Origin of the sequence: Plantibacter sp. MCCC 1A11337 (genome assembly GCF_013349365.1) — a bacterium.
Taxonomy (GTDB): domain Bacteria; phylum Actinomycetota; class Actinomycetes; order Actinomycetales; family Microbacteriaceae; genus Plantibacter; species Plantibacter flavus_A.
The window spans coordinates 228,426-252,148 of record NZ_JABJWX010000002.1 but is presented as its reverse complement, the minus strand read 5'-3'; the positions used below and the strand labels follow the sequence as shown (position 1 = coordinate 252,148).

Genomic DNA, 23,723 nt, shown 5'->3' with positions numbered 1-23,723 from the left:
CGCGCGGAGTCGGATCAGATGAGCTCGTCCGAGAGGTGGTTCGGCGTGCCGAAGCGGTGCGCCGTGATCGAGACCGCCTGCTCCTGGAGGAACGGCAGCAGCTCGATGCGGCCGGCCTCGGTGACGTCGCCCGCGTAGATCGCGACGTCGGGGCTGCCGGAGGTCGCGTGGGCGACACCCTCGGTCGTCCCGCCGATGATCCGGACGCGCGCGCCGGCCTTCGTCCCGACGAGTGAGGCGGCGGTCACGTACCAGCGGTCCTCGCTCTCGACGGTGATCCCACCGGCGATGGCCTCGACGGCCGGGACGAGCTTCGGCGGCAGCGCGACGGCGGACGACACGTGCACGGTCGCGCCCGCGGTCGCACCGGCGGCGACGACGCGGAGGAGTTCCGCGACCGAACCACCGTCCACAAGACGCACGTGGACCTCACGAGGCACGTACCGGAACACGTTGCGCTCGGCGGTCAGCTTCGAGACGTCCTTCGCGACCCCGAACTCGTCCGCCCACGCGGCAGCGTCGCTCGCGACAGACCGACGCAGGAACGCGAACTCGTCGGCGGTGAGCACCGCGTCAGCGGCACGCAGCAACGAGGCGACAGCGGGCTTCGGGCCACGGCGCTCCGCCGACCGACCGACGGTGCGCTCAGCCGTGCTCTCGGCGCTGGTCCACGAGCCGAGACCGATGAGGTAGTTCGGTCCGCCGGCCTTCGTCCCCGCACCGACGGCCGACTTCTTCCAACCGCCGAACGGCTGACGCTGCACGATCGCGCCGGTGATGCCGCGGTTCACGTACAGGTTGCCCGCCTGGATGCCGTCGAGCCACAGGCGCAGCTCGGCCGGGTTCAGGGAGTGCAGCCCGGCGGTGAGGCCGTAGTCGATCTCGTTCTGGATCGCGATGGCCTCCTCGAGGGTCTCGGCCGTCATGATCCCGAGGATCGGGCCGAAGTACTCGGTGAGGTGGTACTCGGAGCCGCGCGCGACGCCCGCACGGACGCCTGGGCTCCACAGCTTGCCGCTGTCGTCGAGCTGCTTCGGCTCGACGAGCCACGACTCACCGGTGCCGAGCGTCGTCAGGCCGCCGAGCAGCTTGCCCTTCGCCGACTCGATGATCGGGCCCATCTGCGTGCTCGGGTCGACCGGGTAGCCGACCTTGAGCGACGTGACGGCGTCGACGAGCTGGTGACGGAAGCGGCGCGAGGAGGCGACCGAACCGACCAGGATCACGAGCGACGCGGCCGAGCACTTCTGGCCGGCGTGACCGAAGGCCGACGCGACGACGTCCTTCACCGCGAGGTCGAGGTCGGCGCTCGGCGTGACGATGATCGCGTTCTTCCCCGACGTCTCGGCGAGGAGCGGCAACTCGGGGCGGAAGGAGCGGAACAGCTCCGCGGTCTCGTAGCCACCGGTGAGGATGACGCGCTCCACCGCCGGGTGGGCGATCAGGCGCTCACCGAGCGAGTTGTCGGCCAGCTGGGCGAAGCGGAGCACCTCGCGCGGCACACCGGCCTCCCACAGCGCCTCGATCATGACGGCACCGCTGCGGCGAGCCTGACGGGCGGGCTTGATGATGACGGGCGATCCGGCGGCGAGCGCCGCGAGGGTCGAGCCGGCGGGGATGGCGACGGGGAAGTTCCACGGCGGGGTGACGACGGTGAGCTTCGCGGGGGTGAAGGTCGCGCCGTCCACGTGATCGAGCTCGCGGGCGCGCTCGGCGTAGTAGTGGGCGAAGTCGATCGCCTCCGACACCTCGGGGTCGGACTGGTCGAGGGTCTTGCCGGTCTCGGACGCCATGACCTCCATGAGGTCGGCGCGACGCTGCTCGAGGACGTCGCCGGCGCGGTGCAGGATGACCGCACGCTCGGCGCCGGAGAGCGACCCCCACGAGGCGCCCGCTGCGGTCGCCCCGTCGATGACGGCGTCGAGGGCTTCGACGCTGTCGAGGATGGACGCGGCGACGGTGTCGTTCCCGAGCCGCGACTCGGCGACGCGGGTGAGGATGTCGCGTCCCCAGACGCGGTTCGCGGGGAGCGACGGGTCGGTGTCGGGGGTGTTCTCGAACGCGTCCACCGGCGAGGCCTCTGCGGGCTTCGTGCGGTCCTGCTGCCGGTTCGGCGCGGGGACGGTGGTGTCAAGCTCCGCAAGCGACGCGAGGAATCGCTGCTGCTCACGGGCGAAGAGGGTCTCGTTCTCACTCAGCTCGAACACGGCGGACATGAAGTTGTCCTGGCTCGCGCCCTCCTCCAGGCGGCGGATGAGGTACGCGATGGCGACGTCGAACTCCTGCGGGTGCACGACCGGCGTGTAGAGCAGGAGCTCGCCGACGTCGCGCTTCACGGCCTCGGCCTGACCCTGGGCCATGCCGAGCAGCATCTCGAACTCGACGCCGCGCTCGACGCCACGCTGCTTGGCGAGCAGCCAGGCGAAGGCGATGTCGAAGAGGTTGTGGCCGGCGACGCCGATGCGCACGTTGTCGATGCGGTCGGGGTGCAGGGCGTACTCGACGACGCGCTTGTAGTTGGTGTCGGAGTCCTGCTTGGTGGACCAGGTGGCGAGCGGCCAGTCGTGGAGGGAGGACTCGACCTGTTCCATGGGGAGGTTGGCGCCCTTGACGATGCGCACCTTGATGCCGGCTCCGCCCGCGGCACGACGACCGGCCGACCACTCCTGGAGACGGATCATCGCGGAGAGCGCGTCGGGGAGGTAGGCCTGCAGGACGATGCCGGCCTCGAGGTCGTGGAACTGCGGGAGGTCGAGGAGCTTGGTGAAGACCGCGATGGTGAGGTCGAGGTCCTTGTACTCCTCCATGTCGAGGTTGATGAACTTCGCAGGTGTCGCCTTGGCGGCACGCTCGAACAGCGGGGTGAGGCTGGTGACGACGTGCTCGACGGCTTCGTCGAACGCCCAGACCGAGTGGGGGCTGACGGTCGACGACACCTTGATCGACACGTAGTCGACGTCGGGGCGCGCGAGCAGCTTGTGGGTGCCCTCGAGACGACGTGCCGCCTCACCCGTGCCGAGGACGGCCTCGCCGAGCAGGTTGACGTTGAGCCGCGTGCCGGGCGTCTTGATCTTCGCGATCGCGGGGCCGAGCTTCTTGTCGGTGGCGTCGACGACGAGGTGGCCGACCATGTTCCGGAGCACCTTGCGGGAGATCGGGATGACGACGCCGGGCAGGATCGGGGCGAACGCACCACCGCAGCGGACGGCGGCCTTCAAGTACCAGGGGAGGAATGCGGGCACCTTCGGGGCGATCGTCTGCAGGGTGCGGGCCGCGACGCGGAGGTCCTCCGGACGCACGACGCCGTCGACGAAGCCGACCGTGAACTCGAGGCCGGTCGGGTCCTTCAATACACCGGCGAGCTGCTGCGCGGAGGCGTCGGCGGGGATCGTCGAGGCCGTCTGGAGCCAGCGGCGGACGAGGGCGATGGCCTCGGTGGCGAGGGCATCACGGTCGAGCTGCTGCGTCGATGCAAGAGTGTCGGTCATGGTGCCAGTATCGGCGTCGGGACCAATAAGATACAGCGAGGGTTTTCGAACGATATCCATCGGTTGAGCCGATGGTTTTGGAGGGCACCGTGCTGGACGTCCGACGGCTCCGCCTGCTGCGCGAACTCAAGATCCGCGGGACGATCGCCGAGGTCGCCTCCGCCCTCAACTTCAGCCCCTCTTCGGTGTCGCAACAGCTTTCGGTCCTCGAGCAGGAGACCGGCGTCGAGCTCCTGCGGAAGGTCGGTCGACGGGTGCAGCTCACCCCACAGGCCGAGATCCTCGTGGGGCACACGGACGCGCTCCTCGACACGCTCGAGCGCGCCGAGGCCGACCTCGGGGCGTCCCTCACGACCGTGTCGGGCACCATCCGCGTCGCGGTCTTCCAGTCGGCGGCGCTCGCGCTCATGCCGGCGGCCCTGAGCGCCATGCGGCGCGACCACCCGGACGTCCGCGTGGAGATGGTGCAACACGAGCCGGAGACCGCCCTGGCCGAGACCTGGGCGCGCGACTTCGACGTCGTCGTCGCGGAGCAGTACCCCGCCCACGCCGCCCCGCGGCACCCCGGGCTCGACCGCCGTCAGCTCGCCACCGACCCGATCCGACTCGCGTGCCCGCCGGTCGCGAACGAGATCCACCCGGTGCTGCGCATCGAGGATGCGGCCGACCTCCCCTGGGTGATGGAGCCGCACGGAGCGGCGTCACGCCACTTCGCCGAGCAGTTGTGCCGCCGCGCGGGGTTCGAGCCCGACGTCCGTTACCAGACCGCCGACCTGCAGGCGCAGATCCGGTTGATCGAGTCCGGCAACGCGGTCGCCCTCATCCCCGACCTCCAGTGGGCGGGCCAGCCGGCCAGCTGTCGCCTCGTCGACCTGCCCGACCTCCCGCGACGCACCATCTTCACCTCAGCGCGCGAGGCCGGCGTCACCCGCCCGGCGATCGTCGCCTTCCGCGCCGCCCTCGAGGCCGCTGCGGCCTGACGGCCACCGAGGGACCCCGTCGAGAGGCTCGGGGACCGAACGCAAGGGGGGTGCGCCTCCCAGCCGCCGGTGCTTGGCTGGACTTTCCGCATTCCTCCGAAGGAGCACCCGCATGACCGACACCACCACACGCCCCGCAACCGCCGCCGGCACCTTCTCGCTCGGCGGCGACCTCACCGTCAACCGACTCGGCTACGGCACGATGCAGCTGACCGGCGAGGGTGTCTGGGGCGAGCCCGACGACCGCGACGGCGCCATCCGCCTGATCAAGCGCGCCGCCGAGCTCGGCGTGAACTTCTTCGACAGCGCCGACGCCTACGGCCCAGACGTCACCGACACCCTCCTCCGCGAAGCGCTGCACCCCTACGACGACATCGTGATCGCGACGAAGGTCGGACAGACGCGACAGGGTCCCGGCGAGTGGACGCCAACCGGCGTGCCCGCCTACCTCCGCCAGCAGGTCGAGCTCGGCCTCCGTCGTCTCGCCGTCGACCGCATCGACCTCCTGCAGTTGCACCGGATCGACCCGACCGTGCCGTTCGAGGACCAGATCGGCGAACTGCGCAAGCTGCAGGACGAGGGCAAGATCCGACACATCGGCCTCAGCCAGGTCAGCGTCGCCGAGGTCGAGGCGGCCCAGCAGATCGCTCCGATCGCGTCGGTGCAGAACCTCTACAACCTCACCGACCGCTCCTCGGAGGACCTCCTCGACTGGTCGACCGAGCACGGCGTCGCCTTCATCCCGTGGTTCCCGCTGGCGACCGGCGCCCTCAGCAAGGAGGACGGCCCGCTCACACAGCTCGCCGAGCGACACGACGCGACCCCGTCGCAGCTCGCGCTGGCCTGGCTGCTCAAGCGCTCGCCCGTCATGCTCCCGATCCCGGGGACGTCGAGCATCGAGCACCTCGAGGACAACCTGCAGGGCGCGACGATCGAGCTCACCGACGACGAGTTCGAGGAGCTGTCCGCCGTCTCGGAGTAGTACTCGCCCTTCGACAGGCTCAGGGACCGGACCGCCGGTCACTGAGCCTGTCGAAGTGCGGCTCGGCGCAGGGACCGACCGCCCGCCTCAGCGGAGGCGCTTCGACAGCTCGTGCGCCTGCTCCAGCAGCAGGCCACCGAGGAACGCCTGGCGCTCAGGCCGGAACCGGGACTCGATCCCGGTGAGACTGAGCGCCCAGGCGGGCTTCCCCGCCGCATCGAAGACCGCCGCACCCATGCCCCAGCTGCCTTCGAGGATGAGCGCCGGGTTCACCGCGTACCCGCGCTCGCGCGTCTCGCGGATCCGCTCGCGCACGCGATCAGCGGTGTGGGCCTCGCCCCACCGCTCGTCGAGGTCGGCGCGACCCAGGTAGTCGTCGATCTCCCCGTCGCTGGAGAACGCGAGGATCGCCAGTCCTGCCGACGCGACCCCCAGCGGGAAGCGGACCCCCTCCGTCAGGACGAACGACCGCACTGGGAAACTCCCCTCCTCGCGCAACAGACACACGGTCTCGAAGCCACGGCGCACCGACAGGAAGGCGCTTTCCCCGCTCTCGTGCGCGAGGATCCGCACGCTCTCCCGGGCGAGCTCCGCGACGTCGTACCGCTCCGCCGCGAGCGATCCGAGGAGGAACAGCTCCGGACCGAGGTGCCACCGGGCGGCGCGGACGTCGTGGTCGAGGAAGCCCTCGGCAGCGAGCGAGGCGAGCAGGCGGTGCGCCGTCGGCCGTGTGAGCCCGGCGGCCGCGGCCACCGCCGAAGACGACGCCCCGCCGGGATGCTCCGACACGATCTTGAGGATCCGACTCACGCGCGAGACGACCTGGGCGCCGCGCATCCCCTCAGCCACGTCGCACCATCAGCTTGTCCACATGGTGAGCCTACGCCGTAGCCGGGACCACGTCATGAGCGAATCAGCGATCAGGGCCGATGCCACCTTTGACACCGCAGGACGGCTGTGACTGACTACTGGAGAGACGATCGGCTGGAACCACCATGTGGTCAAGCCGGCACGCCATCCACAAGGGAGTGACATGACGAAACACTGGTCGAGCGCCGCCGAGGCGCTGCACGAGGTCGTCCGGGACGGAGCGACCATCGCGGTCGGCGGGTTCGGCCTGAGCGGCAACCCGACCGACCTCATCGAGGCCCTCCGGGACACCGGTGCCACCGACCTCACGATCGTCTCCAACAACATGGGCGTCGACGGAAAGGGCCTCGGCATCCTCCTCGAGAACCGACAGGTGCGGAAGGTCGTCGCGTCGTACGTGGGCGAGAACAAGCTCTTCGCCAAGCAGTTCCTCGACGGCGAGCTCGAGGTCGAGTTCACGCCGCAGGGCACGCTCGCCGAGCGGCTGCGCGCGGGCGGCGCCGGTATCGCCGGGTTCTACACGAAGACCGGCGTCGGCACCCCGGTCGCCGAGGGCAAGCCGACGGAGGTGTTCGACGGGGAGACCTACGTCCTCGAGCGCGGCATCGTCGCCGACGTGGCCCTCGTCCACGCGTTCCGCGCCGATAGCGAGGGCAACCTCGTCTTCCGGCACACCGCGCGGAACTTCAACCCGATCGTCGCGACCGCCGGCCGGCTGACGATCGCCGAGGCCGAGGAGGTCGTCGAGGACGGCTACCTCGACCCGGACACCGTCGTCACCCCCGGCATCTTCGTCCAGCGCCTCGTCACGGCGACGCCGCGGGTGAAGGACATCGAACAGCGCACCGTCCGCCCCGCGGCCGCCACCACGACACCGGCAGGAGCCTGATCATCATGTGGACGAGAGACGACATGGCCGCGATCGCGGCGACCGAACTCCGCGACGGCGAGTACGTGAACCTCGGCATCGGCATCCCGACGCTCGTCGCGAACCACGTCCCGCCGGGGGTCCACGTCACGCTCCAGAGCGAGAACGGCCTGCTCGGCATGGGTCCGTTCCCGATCGAGGGCGAGGAGGACGCCGACCTCATCAACGCCGGGAAGCAGACGGTCACGCTCCTGGAGGGCGGGAGCTACTTCGACTCGGCGACCTCGTTCGGCATGATCCGCGGCGGCCACGTGCAACTGGCCATCCTCGGTGCGCTCCAGGTCTCGGGTGCCGGCGACCTCGCGAACTGGACGATCCCGGGCAAGCTCGTCAAGGGCATGGGCGGCGCGATGGACCTCGTCGCCGGGACACCGCGGGTGGTGGTCGTCACCGAGCACGTCGCGAAGGACGGCAGCCCGAAGATCGTCGAGCGGTGCGATCTCCCGCTCACCGGCGTCGGTGTCGTCGACCGCATCATCAGCGACCGCGCCGTCTTCGATATCGTCGAGGGGGCGCTCGTCCTGCGGGCCTTCGCGCCTGACACGAGCGTCGCCGAGCTGCGCACCCTGACGGGCGCGGAGTTCTCCGTCGAACTCGACCCCACCACCACCGGCGAGGTGCCGACCGCACCCGCCACGCCTCAGGAGGCACACGCATGAGCACCGTCATCGTCGGGTACGCCCGCACCCCGTTCGTGAAGTTCAACGGGGCGTTCGCTTCCGTACCCGCCACCGAGCTCGGCGCCCACGCCATCCGCGCAGCCCTGTCCCGGGCGGGGGTCGACGCCGCCGACGTCCAGCAGGTCATCGCCGGCCAGGTGTTGCAGGGCGCCGCCGGCCAGAACCCCGCCCGGCAGTCCGCCGTCGGGGCCGACATCCCCTTCACCGTCCCCGCCATCACCGTCAACGCCGTGTGCCTCTCCGGCATGGAGGCGATCGTCACCGGCACGCGTCTCATCGACGCCGGCGAGGTCGACGTCGTCGTCGCGCTGGGCCAGGAGTCGATGAGCCTCGCCCCGCACGCCTGGTCGGGCTCGCGCGCCGGCAAGCGCTATGGCGCCATCGAGCTCGTCGACACCCTCGACCACGACGGCCTGACCGATGCGTTCGAGCACCGGTCGATGGGTTCGTCCACCGAGGAGCGCAACGGCCCGCTCGGCATCGCACGCCCGGAGCAGGACGCCTGGGCGGCCGGGTCGCACCAGCGGCTCGCAGCAGCTGCGGACGCCCAGGCCGAGGAGATCGAACCCTTCTCCGTGCCGGGTCGCAAGGGTCCGACCGTCGTGAGCACCGACGACGGACTGCGCGCCGACACCACGGCCGAGTCGCTGGCCGGGCTGCGTCCCGCGTTCGGCGGCGAGGGGACGATCACCGCGGGCAACTCCTCCCAGATCACCGACGGAGCGGCTGCAGTCGTGCTCATGAGCGAGCAAGCCGCTGCGGCACGGGGACTCACCCCGATCGCACGCGTCGTCGCGCACGCGCTCGTCGCCGGACCCGACGTCAGCCTGCACGCCCAGCCGTCGAACGCGATCGTCGCAGCCCTCGCGAAGACCTCCCACACGACGGGCGACCTCGCAGCGGTCGAGATCAACGAGGCGTTCGCCGCCGTGTCGGTCCACTCCACGAACGAGCTCGGCGTGGATCCCGCGATCGTGAACGCGAACGGCGGCGCGATCGCCCTCGGTCACCCGATCGGCGCTTCCGGTACGCGGATCGTCGGCCACCTCGCCCGTCGTCTCGCCGCCGCCGGCCCCGGTTCGATCGGCGCCGCCGGTATCTGCGGTGGTGGCGGCCAGGGCTCCGCGATCATCCTCGAGGCCGTCTGATCCGTGAGATGAGGCATCTGGTCGCTCCCGGGGTACCCCCGCGACAGACTGCCTCACCTCAGACGGGCTCGCCGGTGACGGTGTAGCGGAGGTGGACGACGCCGGCCTCGAAGCGACGCTCGTCGACGAGTTCCAGGCGTCGCCGGAGGTTGGCCGGCAGCGCACGCAAGCCGCCACCGACGATCACCGGTGAGAGGAACAGCTGCACCTCGTCGACGAGCCCCGCTGCCATCGCCTCGGCTGCGAGGTGCGGGCCGCCGACGCTGAGGTCGCGGTCCGATTCCGCCTTCCACCGGCGAACGGCCTCCGGGTCGAACGATCGCTCGAGCGTGGTCCGTGCCGTCGAGACCGCATCGAGCGACGTGGAGTACACGACCTTGTCGGCCGCGAGCCACAGAGCCGCGAAGTCGGCGATCTCGCGAGGCTCGTCCGGCAGCTCGTCCGCCGTCTCCCAGAACGTCATGATCTCGTACATGCGTCGGCCGAACAGGTAGGTGCCGATCGGCCGGGAGAGCTCGTTCACGAAGGCGTGCACCTCGGCATCCGGGGCGCTCCAGTCGAAACGTCCCTCCTCATCGGCGAGGTAGCCGTCGAGCGAGCTGATCGCCGAATAGATGAGCCTGCCCATGTGTCCTCCGTCGCCGGTGCCGGTACGCGAGAGGCTAGGCCGCAGAGGCGACCGCCCACAAGGGGTGGCTCCGGCACCGACGGTCAGGCGGGCGGGATCACGAGCGTCACGAAGGAGTCGGCCGGCAGGGTCGGCGTGATGACGTCGTCGCCCACCACGATCTGGACGGGGAGCGGCTCGCCGAGGTCGTTCTGCATCACGAGCACGACGCCGCCGTCCGGGTTGCGGAAGGCGAGCAGGTTCTCGTGCCCGGTCCAGCTCATCGTTGCGAGCCGCTGCGCTCCCGGCTGCAGGAAGTGCCCCAGGTGCCGCATGAGGAAGTACTCGTGCGTGTAGCGGAAGGTCCGGGTCTCGGGGTGCACGACGACGAGCGAGTTCTGCGCCCAGCCCCAGCGGCTGACCCCTCCCTCGGTGAGCGCGAGGTTCCAGTACGTGTAGGCCTGCGCGCCGTGCGTGAAGAAGTGGCGCATGAGCCCCCAGGTGTGCCGCACGAAGCGCCAGTCGTTCCGGCCGTCGCCGCACTCCTGCTCGGTCTGGTACAGCGCGAGGTCCGGGTGGGCGTGATGCACCGCGGCGATCGCGCCCTTGCCGGCCCATTGGAATCCGACTCCGGCGACCCAGGGACCGGCCGCCGGATCCCGGAGCACGGTCTCGATCTGCGCGTCGTGCGGCCGCTCCTGCGTGCCGAGGAAGACCCGCACTCCGAGACGGTCCATCTCCGGCCCGAGGACGGCGATGAACCGAGCGAGCCCCTCGGCCGTCCACACACAGCTCGGGAACACCTGCGCCGAGTTGAACTCGTTCTGCGGCATGACCATCTTGACCCGGATGCCCTCCTCGCCGTAGGCCTCGACGAAGCGGGCGAAGTACCGGGCGTAGGTCTCGAGGTAGCGGTCCTCGAGGATGAAGAGATCCGTCCCCTCGGAGCCCAGCTGGTCGTCACGGATGCCGTTGTCGACGCCTGACTCCGCCCAGGGTCGCGCGGCCGCGTAGTGCCCGTTCGTCTTCATCCAGGTGGGCGGGCTCCACGGCGACGCCCAGAGGCGCAGGTCGCCCTGGTAGCGCTGTGCCGCCTGGATGAAGGGGACGAGCGTCGCGCGGTCGTGGTCGATGCTGAAGTGCTCGAGGTCGAAGTCGCCGTCGACCTCGTCGTAGGAGTACCAGTCGGTGGAGAAGTCGTTGGCGCCGACGGGCATGCGGCAGAGCGAGAGGTTGAGCCCCGCGCCCGGCGTGAAGAGGTCGGACAGGATGCCCTCTCGGTCCTCCTCGGACAGGAGCCCGAGCGCGGTCCAGCCGAGTTCGTTGAAACACCCGCCGATGCCGTCGACGGTCTGTTGCGGGTTCGTCACGTCGACCATGACGTTCGGCATACCCGCGAGTCGACCGAACCCGAGGGCCTCCTGCTCCTGCCAGGGGGCGTCCTGGGTGGTCACGACCCAGGCGACCGACCGCGCCGATGCCGTGGTGCCTCCGCTGGCGACGGGGCTGCTACTGGCGGGACTGCTGCTCGTCATCGAGTGCCTTTCGACGGGGGTCCTCCGTGGACCGCGACCGGTGCTCCCACCAGTATGTTGCAGAACCCGCGAAAACCGAAGACCGGTCGCCATTCACGATCGGGCGCGTCGTGCAGCAGGGCTCACCCGCCCGGCGCACCCGGGGCATCCCCCTGGGCTACCGTTCACAGGCGGACGTACACTCGATGGATGGCCGATTCCACGACGGTCCGGGAGCCGCAACCCGGAGCAGACCTCCCCGACGCCCGCGGGCGCACCGGTCTGCACCGGACCGGCCTCGACCTCACCGGCAACCCGCGCGTCCAGGTGACCGACGTGGAACTGGTCGCCGCCGCCTGGCACGTCCTCCGCCGGACGACCCTGCGAGTCCAGGACCGCTCAGGCGCATGGTCGACGCAGCAGCGCGAGACCTACGACCGCGGCAACGGCGCGACCATCCTGCTCTACCACGGTGAGTCCCGGAAAGTACTGCTCACCAGGCAGTTCCGCTACCCGGCCTACGTCAACGGACACCCGACCGGCGAGCTCATCGAGACCGCCGCAGGCCTGCTCGACGACGACGATCCCGAGACGGCGGTCGCCCGCGAGGCCCGCGAGGAGACCGGGTTCGCGGTCGAGGCCGTCCAGCACGTGTTCGACGCCTTCATGAGCCCCGGCTCCGTGACCGAACGCCTGCACTTCTATGCTGCCGAGTACGACCCCGCTGCGCGTCGCGGCGATTGGGGCGGGCTCGCCGAGGAGGGCGAGGAGATCGAGCTCCTCGAACTCGACATCGACGACGCGATCGCACGCATCGGCGACGACATCATCGACGCGAAGACCATCATGCTGCTGCAGTGGGCGAGGCTCTCCGGCCCGTTCGCGACGGCACCGACGCCCGTGCCGCCTGCACCACCCGCACGCTAGTACCGCCGAGACTCCCGGGCCCCGAGCTCGCCAGAACCCCGTGCCACCCGTCTCCGGGTGGCCGATCGGCGAACCCGAACACCGGTCGGCCCCCGGTCCCCTGCCCGTCAGACCGAGCGGATGACGTCCGTGAGCACCGCGCAGCCGAAGTCGAGCGCGTCGAGCGGCACACGTTCGTCGACACCGTGGAACATCCCGGGGAAGTCGAAGTCCGCCGGCAACCTGAGCGGGATGAACCCGTACCCCGTGATGCCGAGTCGGCTGAGCGCCTTCGCGTCGGTGCCGCCGGGGATGAGGTGCGGGAGCACGGTCGCACCGGGATCGTGCCGCTCGATGACCGCTTCGATCACCGAGACGAGCTCACCGTCGTTCGGCGACTCCATCGCGATGAGCTCCAGCTGGACCTCGACGTCGACCCCCTCGCCCGCCGCCTCCCGGATGCGCGCGATGACCTCGTCCCGTTGGCCGGGCAGGAACCGGGCGTCGACCGTCGCGGTCGCGGACTCGGGGATCACGTTCTCCTTGTACCCGCCGGTGATCATGGTGACGTTCGCCACGTTCTGCAGGCCGGCGCGCAGCCGCGACGCGCTTGGACCGACGAGCGCGGCGAGTTCGAACGGCGACAGCTCGGAGGACGCTCCGGTCAGTTCGCGCAGTCGCTGGAACAGGTGCGTCGTGGTCTCGGTGAACGACACCGGCCAGTCGAGCGCGCCGATCCGGCCGACGGCGGCGGCGAGCTTCACGATCGCCGAATCCTGGCTCGCGAGCGAGGCGTGACCGGCGGCACCGTGGGCGGTCAGGCGCAACCAGAGCACGCCCTTCTCACCGGTGTTGAGCAGGTACGCGCGGGTGTCGGCCCGTTCGCCGAGGGTGACGCTGTACCCGCCGCCCTCGCTGATCGCGTCGCGGACGCCGGCGAACTGCCCCGGGTGGTGCTCCACCATCCACTGCGAGCCGAGGACGCACCCGGCCTCCTCGTCGGCGAAGAACGCCAAGACGACGTCGCGCTCGGGCTGCTCCCCAGCCGTCACCATGCGCCGGACCGACGCGACGATCATCGCCACCATGTTCTTCATGTCGACGGCGCCGCGGCCCCACAGCATGCCGTCGGCGATCTCGCCGCCGAACGGGTCGACCGTCCACGCGGCCGCGTCGACCGGGACGACGTCGAGGTGCCCGTGCAGCAGCAGACCGGGCAGCGTGCGGTCACGACCCGGCCATCGCGCGACGAGGTTCGTCCTGCCGGGCTCTGCCTCGAAGCGCTCGCACACGATCCCGACCTCACCGAGCAGGCGTTCGACGAGGTCCGCCGCGCGGGACTCGCCGACGGCACGCCCGCCGCCGTAGTTCGAGGTGTCGATCCGGATGAGGTCGCGCGTGATGGAGACGACCTCCGAGAGACCGACCGGGTCGCTCACGCGTTCGCCCACGCTCATTCGGCGGTCCGCGGGACCACGGTGAACCGGCGGTTGGCGAGCGAAGGCACCCGCGCCCGCACGGTGTCGAGTCGCGCCGGATCGAGCTCGGCGAACACCACACCGGGTGCCTCGCCGGCGGCGGCGATGACGACGCCGGCGGGGTCGACGATGATCGAGTTGCCGGTGGCGAGCGGGCCGGTCTGGTTGGCACTCACGACGTAGGCGGTGTTCTCGATGGCCCGGGCGCGGACGAGGGTGGTCCAGGCGTCCTCCTTGCCCGGGCCGACGATCCACATCGCGGGCAGCAGGATGACGTTGGCGCCGGCGTCGATGAGGCGCCGCGCGCTCTCCGGGAAGCGGAGATCGTAGCAGGTGAAGGCGCCGATGCGGAGGTCGCCGAGCTCGAGGACGAACGGTTCGGTGAGCTCGCCGGCCGAGATGCCGTCGCTCTCGGCGTAGCCGAAGGCGTCGTAGAGGTGCACCTTCCGGTACCTCGCGGTGATGTTGCCCTCAGCGTCGATCGCCACGAGCGTGTTGTAAGGCAACCCACCGGGGTTCTCCTCGATGGTGCCGACGACCGTCGGGAGGGAGCGCGCTGCGGCTGCGGCGGCGACGCCCGTGATGAAGGGGCCGTCGAGTGGCTGGGCGATCGCGGCGAGCGCGCTCGGCGGCTCCGACGTCGCGTAGCTGCTCATCTCCGGCAGCACGAGCAGTTCGGCGCCGCCCGCTGCGGCCTCACCGAGCAGGGCGACCACGCTGGCGAGGTTCTCGTCGATGTCCGTTCCGGCGGAGAACTGCCCGGATGCGATGCGCATGTGAAACCTCGTTCCGTGGGAAGGGCCGTGACCGTCAGCGCGCGGCCGTCCAGCCACCCTATGCCGAGAGTGGGGGCGTGCGCCGCCGGAGCCGGAGCCGGCCCTGGGTCACGAGGATGCCGAGCACGACGATCACGCCGCCCACCGGCTCGTTCCAGTGCAGGACCTCACCGAGCACGAGGATGCCGAGGACGACACCGACGAGGGGTGTGAGGTAGGTGACGGTGGACGCCGCCGTCGGACCCCAGGAGTCGACGATCGTCGTCATCCAGATGTAGGCGACGCCGGTACCGAGTGCTCCCAGGGCGAGCATGCTGAGGACGACCGGGGCGTCGAGCGATACCGGCTGCATCGCGATGAACGGCGAGAGCACGAGCATGATGACGGCGGCGAGCGAGATCTCCACGGCCGAGATGACCACCGCGTCGTAGCCGTGGGTGCCGAGGACGAACTTCCGGAGGTAGACGAAGGCGATGCCGTAGCAGAGGGTCGCGCCGAGGCAGGCGAGCTGAGCCGGGATGGACTCGAGGATCGCCGGGTCGGCCAGGACGCGCCAGGGACCGACGACGATCGCGACGCCGAGGGCTCCGACGAAGATACCGAACACCTGCAGGCCGTTCAGCCGCTCCTTCGGGAGGAACACCGCGCCGACGGCGAGCGTCATGATCGGTGTGGTCGCGTTGAGGATGCTCGACAGGCCGGACGGCAGGAACTGTCCCGCCCAGGAGAACAGGAGGAACGGGGCGACGCAGAGGAAGACGGAGACGACGGCGAGGTGCGCCCAGAGCCGACGCTCCCGCGGCCAGCGGCGTCGGGTGACGAGCATGATGATGCAGAGCGTGACGGCGCCGAGCACGACGCGGGACAGTGCGACCTGCGTCGGAGCGAGTCCGGTGAGGCCCGTCTTCATGAAGAGGAAGCTGGCGCCCCAGATGAGCGCAGCGCCGAGATAGGCGCCCAGCACCCTGCGGGAGCCTGGTGCGACGAGCGCGGTGACACGGGTGTTCGGTGCTGCGGTGCTCATCGTGCTCCCTCGGGTCGGACGACTCAGCTTGGCATCACCCGCCGACGCGCGTGCACCGTTCTGCGACCCGGACGTCCTTGTTTCAGGACTCCTCCGGCACGCCGCCCTGCTCCCCGGGCGACGCGCCGGAGTTCTCCTGAGAACGGTCCGGTCGATCAGACGGTGGACGGGACGGGCTCCAACCGGTGGATCGCTTCCACGAGCGGCGCGAGCTCCGGGAGCGACTCCGCGATGGTGAGCGACTCCTCCAGGGCGCGATCGTGCACCGGTCGGGCCTCCTCGAGCAGCGCCTTCCCGGCCGCCGTGAGCTCGGTGTAGACCCCGCGGCGGTCGTCGGCGCACAGCACACGGGTGAGGAGCGCGCGATCCTCGAGGCGGTTGACGAGCCGGGTGGTGGCGCTCGGCGACAAGGCCGTCGCGCGGGCGAGCTGCTGCATGCGCATGTGCCAGCCGTCCTGGCGCCCCAGGGCGTCGAGCACGGTGTACTCGACCACCGAGAGCCGGGCCTCGGCCTGCAGCGCACGTTCCAGATCGGACTCGATCGATCCGTACAGGGCGGCGAGCGTCCGCCACCCCTGCGCGCGGATCTCAACAGCGTCGTCGGCGATGCCCATCGGGACTCCTCGGTTCGAACATGGATCAATTGATTGCAGACGCACATAGTTGCTTGCGCTATTACCTAGCGCGTGCAACGATATCTATCACGCGTCTGCAACTATCAGCGTACGCGTCCCACCCTCCGGCCACCAGCACTCCCCCACGACCCCCAGGAATCGCAGGAATCGTCATGCCACTCGGTCTCATCGCCCTCGCCCTCGGCGGCTTCGGCATCGGCCTCACGGAATTCGTCATCATGGGGCTGCTGCCCGAGGTGGCGGCCGACTTCAGCGTCTCGGAGGCCGCAGCCGGCTGGCTCATCTCCGGCTACGCCCTGGCCGTCGTCGTCGGGGCGCTCGCCCTCACCGCGGCGGTCACCCGGCTGCCGAAGAAGCCCGTCCTGCTGGCCCTGATGGTGCTCTTCATCGCCGGCAACCTCGTCTCCGCACTCGCCGGCGACTACCAGGTCATGCTCGCGGGCCGCATCCTCGCCGCCCTCAGCCACGGAGCGTTCTTCGGTATCGGCTCGGTGCTGGCGGCGGCGATGGTCCCCGCACACAGACAGGCCGGCGCGATCGCGATCATGTTCACCGGCCTCACCGCGGCGAACGTGCTCGGCGTCCCCTTCGGCACACTGCTCGGCCAGCACTTCGGCTGGCGCTCGACCTTCTGGGCCATCACGGTGATCGGGGTCATCGCCTTCATCGGCATCCTGACCCTCGTGCCGAAGCCGAAGCGCGACGGGGCCCCGGCATCACTGCTCGCCGAGCTGCGCGCATTCCGCTCCGGACAGGTCTGGCTCTCGATCGCCGTCACGGTCCTCGGCTACGGCGGCATGTTCGGCGCCTTCACTTACATCGCGTACACACTCACGGAGGTCAGCGGCTTCGCCTCGATCACGGTGCCGTGGCTGCTCATCCTCTTCGGCGTCGGACTCCTGGTCGGCAACATCGTCGGCGGCAAGGCGGCGGATCGGAACATCGACCGGACGCTCATCGTCGTGATCGCGGTGCTGACCGTCATCCTGGTCATCTTCGCCGCGACCGCGCAGTCGCCCGTAGCCACCGTGATCGCCCTCGTCCTCATGGGTGGCTTCGGATTCGCGACCGTGCCCGGCCTGCAGATGCGGGTGATGCGGTACGCGTCGGCTGCGCCCACGCTCGCCTCGGGAGCGAACATCGCCGCGTTCAACCTCGGCAACGCGCTCGGCGCCTGGCTCGGCGGCGTCACGATCACCGCGGGTCTCGGCTACACCTCGCCGATCTGGGCCGGTGCAGCCATGACGCTGCTCGGGCTGATCGTCATCACCGGTGCGTCGAGCGCCGCGAAACGCGCCCGCCGTCGTCCACGACTCCTGCAGGATGAGCCCGCCGACGCCGCCCGCCAGGAGATCCCGCACCCCGCGTGATCCGCGCACGACTCCAGCAGGAGTTGTGGACAAATTACTTCGATGTTTCAGCCGACCAGCGACGGTGGCATCGCTCGAGGGACGCCCGATTACACTGGCGTCAGGAGGACGACGCTATGACTTTGGACACTGCACAGGACCGACGGCAGCGCGCGATCGAAGACGCTCGCCGATCCTCAGAGCTCGAGGGATCACAGAGCACCCCCGCGACGCGGGCTGACCAGGATGCCTACGTCCGAGGCGAGATCGACATCGCGCAGCTCGGCCAACGGGTGCGTTCGCGCTACGGTCTCGATTGACCATCGAGCGTCCCTGGGAGCTGGGGGATGCAGCATCTCGTTGGCTCGGTTACTTTCAGGGGCCTGACTCAGAAGTCCTCCGAAACACGCTCGGGATCGTCGACGCGGAACAGCTCCAAGCCGCCGAGGACGACCTCGTCGAGTATCGCCTCGCCGAACTCCGTGCCGATCTGACGCTCGTGAAACGGACCTACGACCTCAGCCACGTGCAAGCACTGCATCGTCAGCTTTTCCAAGACGTCTACGAATGGGCAGGTGAACTTCGCACCGTCGGACTGGCGCGAGATGGTGGCGAGTCCTTCATGCCTCCGGCGGAGATCGGCCGCCCCGTAGCCCACGCGGCTCAACGGATAGCGGATTCGGACCTCCTCCGCGGAGTCACGGACCATCACGTCGCCGCCGAAGTCGCCTATCTCTACGACTACATGAACTTCGCGCATCCGTTTCGTGAAGGGAACGGCCGAACGCAGCGCGAGTTCTTCGCGCAGCTGCTCGCTGAGTCGGGGCGCGGTCTCAAGTGGGGTCGGGTCGAGCGCGACGACTTGCACGCGGCCTGTCATGCGGCGAGAAACGACGGCGACGACTCGAAGCTCGTTGCGATCTTCACGCGGATTCTCACCCGCGAACCGATCTCCTGAGCCGACGGGCTGCGGGAGCGGGAGCGCCACACCGTCGACTACCGTGGGCGGATGAGCCGAACGCCTCGCCCCAGTGACACCATGATCGCGGTCGCCGAGCACTGGGCGGCCGAGCGACCGGCGATGCAGCCCGGCAGCCCGACCATCACGATGCTCGGGGCGGGCACGGCGAACGAGGTCGCAGCGGTCGAACTCGACGGCGGCGAGCGCGTCATCGTCAAGCTGTCCCCCGCCGACGCCGACGGGCTCACCTACGAGCGCTCACTCATGGCGACCGAGGCGCTCGCGCTGCGCATCCTCGGGCGTGCGGAGGTGCCGCAGCCGGAGATCGTCTTCGAGGCGACGCTCGACGGACGCGACGCGCTCGTCATGACCGAGCTCACCGGCCGGCCGGCGAACAGCACCGAGACCGTCCCCCTCGCCCGCGACGTCCTCGGCCGCACGCTCGCCCGTCTGCACGAGGCGGGTCGCACGCCGTTCCACGTGGAACCAGGCGACGTCGACATCCCGGCGGAGGCCGCGTCCACCGATCCATCGACCGGGCTCGCCGAGGGGAAGCGGTTCGGCTACCCCGTACGCCCGGAGCTCCAGGCGGCGAGCGCAGCCGACGCCTACCGACTCGTCGTGGAGGCCGTCCTCGCCGACGCCCTGCGGTTCGACGTCGACCTCCCGGTCGCGGCGGACGAGATCCGACGCCTGATCGACACCGCACTTCCGGCCTTCGACAGCGTGAGGGAGCCGACACTGGTCCACTTCGACCTCTGGGAGGGCAACCTCCTCGTCATGCCCGAGCACGGGGCGGAGGCCGCCCAACTGACCGGCGTCATCGACCATGAACGCGCGCACTGGGCCGACCCGACCGCCGACCTCGTCTCCCTGGCGCTCTTCACCGACGTGCCGGAGACGGTCGCCGCCGACTCGGAACTCCTCCGCGCCTACCGTGAGGTAGCCGGCCGCGAGCTCCTCCCCGACGAGGACGCCCGGACCCGCGCGCGCCTGTGGTCGCTGTACCTCGCACTCGTCATGGTGGTGGAGGGCGTTCCGCGCGGCTACGAGGGTGACTGGTTCGACGAGCACGACGCGTCGGTGCGCACGTGGATCCGCGACATCGCCGCATCGCTCGCCTGAGCCGCCTGCCACCCGCGGTCCCTGGTCAGCCCTGCCTCAGTCCCTGAACCTGCCGAAAGGCGCCGGCCAGCCCCGATCCCTGAGCCTGTCGAAGGGCACCCCGTGGACACTTCGACAAGCTCAGTGACCGAAACCCGAGCCCAGCGACCAGGACCCACCGATCCGGACGCCCAGTCCCTGAGCGTGACCTCCCCCGGTCCCTGAGCCTGTCGAAGGACACCCCGTGGACACTTCGACAAGCTCAGTGACCGGAACGGGTGCGCTCAGTGACCGGAACGGGGTGCGCTCAGTGACCGGAAGGGGGTGCACTCAGTGACCGGAACGGGTGCGCTCAGTGACCGGAAGGGGGTGCACTCAGTGACCGGGAGGGGGTGCGCTCAGTGAGCGGAACGGGTGCGCTCAGTGACCGGAAGGGGGTGCACTCAGTGACCGGGAGGGGGTGCGCTCAGTGAGCGGAACGGGTGCACTCGGTGAGCGCGCGTTGCGCGCGTCCGGATCGACGCCGCTAGACTGGTCGGCTCGCCAGGCGGTGGGCGGCCCGGCGCGAACCAGCGCGGGCCCGTTCGGGAGCGATGGGCTCCCTGGGGAGTGCGCACCATGGGCTACATCGACGTCAGTGACCTCAGCTACACGCTGAGCGACGGACGGACCCTGCTGGACGAGGTCTCGTTCCGCGTCGGCGAAGGGGCGATCGCCGCGCTCATCGGAGCGAACGGCGCCGGCAAGACGACGCTTCTGCGGATCATCCGCGGCGAACTCCAGCCCGACTCCGGGGTCGTCTCCATCGACGGCGGCCTCGGCGTGATGGATCAGTTCGTCGGTCGCGGCGACGACGACCGGACGGTCCGTGACCTCCTCGTCCAGGTCGCGCCTCCGCGGATCCGCGCGGCGGCCGAGGCGGTCGACCGCGCCGAGCTGGCCCTCATGGAGGACGACGTCGAGGCGACGCAGATGGCCTACGCGACGACGCTCGCCGAGTACGCCGACGCCGGCGGGTACGACCAGGAGGTGCTCTGGGACAGCTGCTGCGAGGCGGCGCTCGGGGTGCCCTACGATCGCGCGCAGTGGCGGACGCTCGGAACCCTGTCCGGCGGCGAGCAGAAGCGGCTCGTCCTGGAGGCCCTGTTCCGCGGCCCCGAGCAGGTCCTCCTCCTCGACGAGCCCGACAACTCCCTCGACGTCCCGACGAAGCGCTGGCTCGAGGGGATGCTCGCCGAGACCCGGAAGACCGTCCTCCTCGTCTCGCACGACCGCGAGCTCCTGGCACAGGCGGCGACCCGCATCATCACCCTCGAGGTCGGCGCGGCCGGCAGCACGACGTGGACCCACGGCGCCAGCTTCCGCAGCTACCACGAGGCCCGCGACGCCCGCCTCGACCGACTCGACGAACTCCGGCGGCGTTGGGACGAGGACCGCATGAAGCTGCGCGCACTCGTGCTGCGTCTGCGCGAGCAGGCCAAGTTCAACGACTCCATGGCCTCCCGCTACCGCGCCGCGCAGACCCGACTCGCCAAGTTCGAGGAGGCCGGTCCGCCTGAGGAGCGGCCGAAGGACCAGCAGGTCACGATGCGCCTCCGCGGCGCACGCACGGGCCGTCGCGCGATCGTCTGCACGGGGCTGGAACTGACCGGCCTCATGCAGCCGTTCGACGCGGAGATCTGGTTCGGCGAGCGCATCGGCGTCCTCGGTTCGAACGGTTCGGGCAAGTCGCACTTCCTCCGGCTGCTCGCCGGTGGTGGGACGGATCCCGATCCGGGCGCTGGGCATCTCGCCGCAGCGGGCGACGCGCTCGTCCCCGTCGAGCACGACGGCGACGCCAAGCTCGGCGCGCGCGTGCAGCCGGGGTGGTTCGCACAGTCGCACCGGCACCCGGAACTCGTCGGCCGGACCTTGCTCGACATCCTGCACCGCGGCGACGAGCACCGATCGGGTCTCCCCCGCGAGGCCGCCAGCCGCGTGCTCGACCGCTACGGGCTGGCGGGTGCGGCCGAGCAGTCGTTCGAGTCGCTCTCCGGTGGACAGCAAGCACGCCTGCAGATCCTCCTGCTCGAACTCTCCGGTGCCACGCTGCTGCTGCTCGACGAGCCGACCGACAACCTCGACCTCGTCTCGGCGGAGGCGCTCGAGCAGGGCCTGGCGGGTTTCGAGGGCACCGTGATCGCGGTCACCCACGACCGTTGGTTCGCGCGCGGCTTCGACCGCTTCCTCGTGTTCGGCTCCGACGGCCGGGTGCAGGCCTCCGACGAGCCCGTCTGGGAGGAGACCCGCGTCGACCGCGCACGGTAGCAGGTACCTGTTCAGGTACCGACGAGCTATCATCGATCCATGCCGGCACTCAACGTGACCTTCACCGACGCGGAACTCGAGCAGCTCCGCGCATCCGCCTCAGGCACGGAGACCTCCCTGAAAGTGTTCGTCCACGATGCTGCATTGGCTGCGGCGAACGACCGGAAGCGGATGATCGCCCAACTCGCGCAGGAGGTCGCAGCGACCTCCGCCGAGCTCAATGCGCGCCTCGCGTGACCGCGTACTTCCTTGACCGCGAGGATGTCCTCACGGCCAGCGCCGCCGCGCTCGGCCACCAGCCTGCCGTCCGCGATTTCGGACTTCTCGACGCTGCAGTCGCCCGGCCGCAGAGCACCGTTTTCGGACTCGACGCCTACCCGGACATCTTCCTGAAAGCGGCAGCCCTACTGCACTCCATCGCTCGCAATCATGCTTTCGTCGACGGAAACAAGCGCACGGCTTGGGCGTCTGCGTGGGTGTTCCTCGGTGTGAACGGCATCCGGCTCAGCCACGGTTTCGACGTGGATGCAGCGGAGGCGTTCATGAACAGCGTCGCCACGGGTGACGCGGAGCTCGCATTCGTCGCATCCGTGCTGCGCAGTTTCACCGCGCGGGAGGAGGACTGAGGCGACACCCCCTGCATGAGTCGCCGCCTTGGTCAACCCACCGTCATCCTCAGGACCGTTCCCTACGCTGGCATCAACAACCCGAGCTCGGAGGTGATGGTCATGCAGTACAGCATCGCCATCGGGCGTGCCACCTACGACATCGAACCGGGTGTCGACATCCCTGCGCTCATGTCCGAGATCGAGTCCGCCGTCCAGGTCGGCGGTCGCTTCGTCCGCGTCCCGCTCGCCTCCGACCGGAACCTCGACGTCCTCGTCAGCCCCGGCCTGCACGTCAGCGTGGAGTCCTTCGCGAACCGGGCGTTGGAGATCGTCCCGACGCTCGAGACGGAGAGTCTCTCCGGTCTCGACGAATACGACGAGTTCGGCGAGTTCTGACCCGACCGGTCTCGACGGCTATGAGCCGAGCGTCGTGCTCGGGTACTCGCCGAAGCGGTTGGTGTAGGAAGCGGAGAAGCGCCCGAGATGGGCGAAACCCCATCGCTTGGCGATCTCTGCGACCGTGGTCAGCCCCGGGTCGGCCTGACGAAGTTCCTCCTGCACCCGATCGAGCCGGACGCGCCTGAGGTAGTCGATCGCGGTGATGTCGTGCTCCTTGCGGAAGGCACTCTGGAGACTGCGCTGGCTCATGCCGACCGCTTCGGCCACGTCCTCCGTTCGGATCGGCAGATGCGCGTTGGCGATCATGAACTCGACGGCCGCACGAGTCTTCCCGGCCCTCGGTACCCCGATCTCGACCGGCGCATGGAGCGCCGTGTGCGGAAAGGTCTCCAAGAGCGCGACCGCTGCCGCGCGGTTCGCCTCGGACCGCAGGAGCGCTGGACTCGCGTCGTCGTAGATGACCCGGGCGACGGACGTCACCGAGGCGGCCCAACGACGGAGCTGTTCTCCGGACGGGCGGGCCGTCGTGTCGAAGAGGATCGGGCCGCTCGTGCCCTCCACCTCGCCGGCCACCCGCTCGAGGAACGTCCCGTCGAAGTGCATCAGGTTCTGCCGGTAGTCCGTGAAGTCGAACTCGGCGAGCCGGTTGTTCGCGAACATCGCCGGCTGCCCGTGCACGAGTCGAACCGGATCACCGGCGAGATCGGTGGCGCCACTGCCGCCGGTCAACCACGAGACGATGTACTCGCCCTGCGTCAGGACCGTGCCCGTGACGTGGCCGTCGAACTGGGTGCCGCGCAGGGTCAGCTCGTCGTCGCCGATGGCGGTGTATCGAAAGGTGAAGTCGGATGCCGTGGGCTCGATGACCATCGAGCCGGCGTTGTAGGCACCGGCGAACAGGTCGCGGGCCTCATCGACGTCGCGACCTGCGACCTCGGACCGCTCGACGGGTCCCGTGTGTTCGCTCATCGTTCATAGA

23 protein-coding genes are annotated in these 23,723 nt (G+C 69.9%); 14 read left to right on the top strand and 9 right to left on the bottom strand.

Annotation, left to right across the window (positions count from 1 at the left end):
- Nucleotides 1–14: 14 nt before the first annotated feature.
- Nucleotides 15–3,488: a bifunctional proline dehydrogenase/L-glutamate gamma-semialdehyde dehydrogenase gene (locus HOW07_RS08530; RefSeq protein WP_175116652.1), complete on the bottom strand. Its 3,474-nt coding sequence runs from the start codon at nt 3,486–3,488 to the stop codon at nt 15–17.
- An 89-nt stretch (nt 3,489–3,577) separates the two neighbouring features.
- Between HOW07_RS08530 and HOW07_RS08525 the strand changes: the two genes are divergently transcribed.
- Nucleotides 3,578–4,468, top strand: coding sequence for a LysR family transcriptional regulator (locus HOW07_RS08525; protein ID WP_121293249.1), 891 nt, complete (start codon nt 3,578–3,580; stop codon nt 4,466–4,468).
- A gap of 112 nt (nt 4,469–4,580) precedes the next feature.
- Entirely contained in the window at nt 4,581–5,450 is an 870-nt protein-coding gene (locus HOW07_RS08520; protein WP_079000486.1) for an aldo/keto reductase, read from the top strand.
- Between the two features lie 87 nt (nt 5,451–5,537).
- On the opposite strand, the gene HOW07_RS08515 is transcribed toward HOW07_RS08520, so the two are convergent.
- A complete protein-coding gene (locus tag HOW07_RS08515) occupies nt 5,538–6,287 on the bottom strand; it encodes an IclR family transcriptional regulator (protein ID WP_175116651.1) in 750 nt (249 codons plus the stop codon).
- Nucleotides 6,288–6,483: 196 nt separating this feature from the next.
- On the opposite strand from HOW07_RS08515, the gene HOW07_RS08510 reads away from it, so the two are divergent.
- From HOW07_RS08510 to HOW07_RS08500, 3 genes are read left to right on the top strand one after another with little or no spacing between them, the layout of a single operon-like run.
- A complete protein-coding gene (locus HOW07_RS08510) occupies nt 6,484–7,209 on the top strand; it encodes a CoA transferase subunit A (protein WP_175116650.1) in 726 nt (241 codons plus the stop codon).
- A 5-nt stretch (nt 7,210–7,214) separates the two neighbouring features.
- Entirely contained in the window at nt 7,215–7,907 is a 693-nt protein-coding gene (locus tag HOW07_RS08505) for a 3-oxoacid CoA-transferase subunit B (RefSeq protein WP_175116649.1), read from the top strand.
- A complete protein-coding gene (locus tag HOW07_RS08500; protein WP_175116648.1) occupies nt 7,904–9,076 on the top strand; it encodes an acetyl-CoA C-acyltransferase in 1,173 nt (390 codons plus the stop codon). The genes HOW07_RS08505 and HOW07_RS08500 overlap by 4 nt, the downstream gene beginning before the upstream one ends.
- A 58-nt stretch (nt 9,077–9,134) precedes the next feature.
- Here HOW07_RS08500 and HOW07_RS08495 read toward each other — a convergent pair whose 3' ends face one another.
- Nucleotides 9,135–9,704 (bottom strand): dihydrofolate reductase family protein, encoded by a 570-nt coding sequence (locus HOW07_RS08495; RefSeq protein WP_079000480.1) that lies wholly within the window; start codon nt 9,702–9,704, stop codon nt 9,135–9,137.
- Between the two features lie 83 nt (nt 9,705–9,787).
- The gene (locus tag HOW07_RS08490; RefSeq protein ID WP_175116647.1) at nt 9,788–11,218 is read right to left on the bottom strand and encodes a glycoside hydrolase family 30 beta sandwich domain-containing protein; all 1,431 of its coding nucleotides are present in this window, start codon (nt 11,216–11,218) and stop codon (nt 9,788–9,790) included.
- Nucleotides 11,219–11,407: 189 nt separating this feature from the next.
- Between HOW07_RS08490 and HOW07_RS08485 the strand changes: the two genes are divergently transcribed.
- Entirely contained in the window at nt 11,408–12,124 is a 717-nt protein-coding gene (locus tag HOW07_RS08485) for an NUDIX domain-containing protein (RefSeq protein WP_175116646.1), read from the top strand.
- Between the two features lie 107 nt (nt 12,125–12,231).
- Here HOW07_RS08485 and HOW07_RS08480 read toward each other — a convergent pair whose 3' ends face one another.
- From HOW07_RS08480 to HOW07_RS08465, 4 genes are all read right to left on the bottom strand, one after another.
- The gene (locus HOW07_RS08480) at nt 12,232–13,560 is read right to left on the bottom strand and encodes a M20/M25/M40 family metallo-hydrolase (protein WP_175116645.1); all 1,329 of its coding nucleotides are present in this window, start codon (nt 13,558–13,560) and stop codon (nt 12,232–12,234) included.
- The gene (locus HOW07_RS08475; RefSeq protein ID WP_175116644.1) at nt 13,557–14,357 is read right to left on the bottom strand and encodes a carbon-nitrogen hydrolase family protein; all 801 of its coding nucleotides are present in this window, start codon (nt 14,355–14,357) and stop codon (nt 13,557–13,559) included. Before HOW07_RS08475 ends, HOW07_RS08480 begins: the two co-directional genes overlap by 4 nt.
- A 58-nt stretch (nt 14,358–14,415) precedes the next feature.
- Entirely contained in the window at nt 14,416–15,381 is a 966-nt protein-coding gene (locus HOW07_RS08470) for a DMT family transporter (protein WP_175116643.1), read from the bottom strand.
- A gap of 155 nt (nt 15,382–15,536) precedes the next feature.
- Complete coding sequence (locus HOW07_RS08465) at nt 15,537–15,995, bottom strand: MarR family winged helix-turn-helix transcriptional regulator (protein WP_175116642.1); 459 nt, start codon at nt 15,993–15,995, stop codon at nt 15,537–15,539.
- Nucleotides 15,996–16,168: 173 nt separating this feature from the next.
- On the opposite strand from HOW07_RS08465, the gene HOW07_RS08460 reads away from it, so the two are divergent.
- From HOW07_RS08460 to HOW07_RS08425, 8 genes are all read left to right on the top strand, one after another.
- The gene (locus HOW07_RS08460) at nt 16,169–17,386 is read left to right on the top strand and encodes an MFS transporter (protein ID WP_175116641.1); all 1,218 of its coding nucleotides are present in this window, start codon (nt 16,169–16,171) and stop codon (nt 17,384–17,386) included.
- 116 nt (nt 17,387–17,502) lie between these two features.
- Nucleotides 17,503–17,685, top strand: coding sequence for a hypothetical protein (locus HOW07_RS08455; protein WP_159876653.1), 183 nt, complete (start codon nt 17,503–17,505; stop codon nt 17,683–17,685).
- Nucleotides 17,682–18,323: a Fic family protein gene (locus tag HOW07_RS08450; RefSeq protein ID WP_217485235.1), complete on the top strand. Its 642-nt coding sequence runs from the start codon at nt 17,682–17,684 to the stop codon at nt 18,321–18,323. The genes HOW07_RS08455 and HOW07_RS08450 overlap by 4 nt, the downstream gene beginning before the upstream one ends.
- Nucleotides 18,324–18,374: 51 nt before the next feature.
- On the top strand, nt 18,375–19,451 hold the full coding sequence (locus tag HOW07_RS08445; RefSeq protein ID WP_175116640.1) for a phosphotransferase family protein: 1,077 nt from the start codon (nt 18,375–18,377) through the stop codon (nt 19,449–19,451).
- A gap of 597 nt (nt 19,452–20,048) precedes the next feature.
- The gene (locus HOW07_RS08440; protein WP_121292896.1) at nt 20,049–21,737 is read left to right on the top strand and encodes an ABC-F family ATP-binding cassette domain-containing protein; all 1,689 of its coding nucleotides are present in this window, start codon (nt 20,049–20,051) and stop codon (nt 21,735–21,737) included.
- A gap of 39 nt (nt 21,738–21,776) precedes the next feature.
- Nucleotides 21,777–21,974 (top strand): antitoxin Phd, encoded by a 198-nt coding sequence (locus HOW07_RS08435; RefSeq protein WP_071261931.1) that lies wholly within the window; start codon nt 21,777–21,779, stop codon nt 21,972–21,974.
- A complete protein-coding gene (locus HOW07_RS08430) occupies nt 21,971–22,363 on the top strand; it encodes a type II toxin-antitoxin system death-on-curing family toxin (RefSeq protein ID WP_121292894.1) in 393 nt (130 codons plus the stop codon). The genes HOW07_RS08435 and HOW07_RS08430 overlap by 4 nt, the downstream gene beginning before the upstream one ends.
- Nucleotides 22,364–22,465: 102 nt before the next feature.
- Nucleotides 22,466–22,741, top strand: a complete 276-nt coding sequence (locus HOW07_RS08425; protein ID WP_139205466.1) for a hypothetical protein — start codon at nt 22,466–22,468, stop codon at nt 22,739–22,741.
- An 18-nt stretch (nt 22,742–22,759) separates the two neighbouring features.
- Here the strand turns inward: HOW07_RS08425 and HOW07_RS08420 are convergent, their stop codons facing one another.
- Complete coding sequence (locus HOW07_RS08420) at nt 22,760–23,713, bottom strand: helix-turn-helix transcriptional regulator (RefSeq protein WP_121292892.1); 954 nt, start codon at nt 23,711–23,713, stop codon at nt 22,760–22,762.
- Between the last annotated feature and the right edge of the window lie 10 nt (nt 23,714–23,723).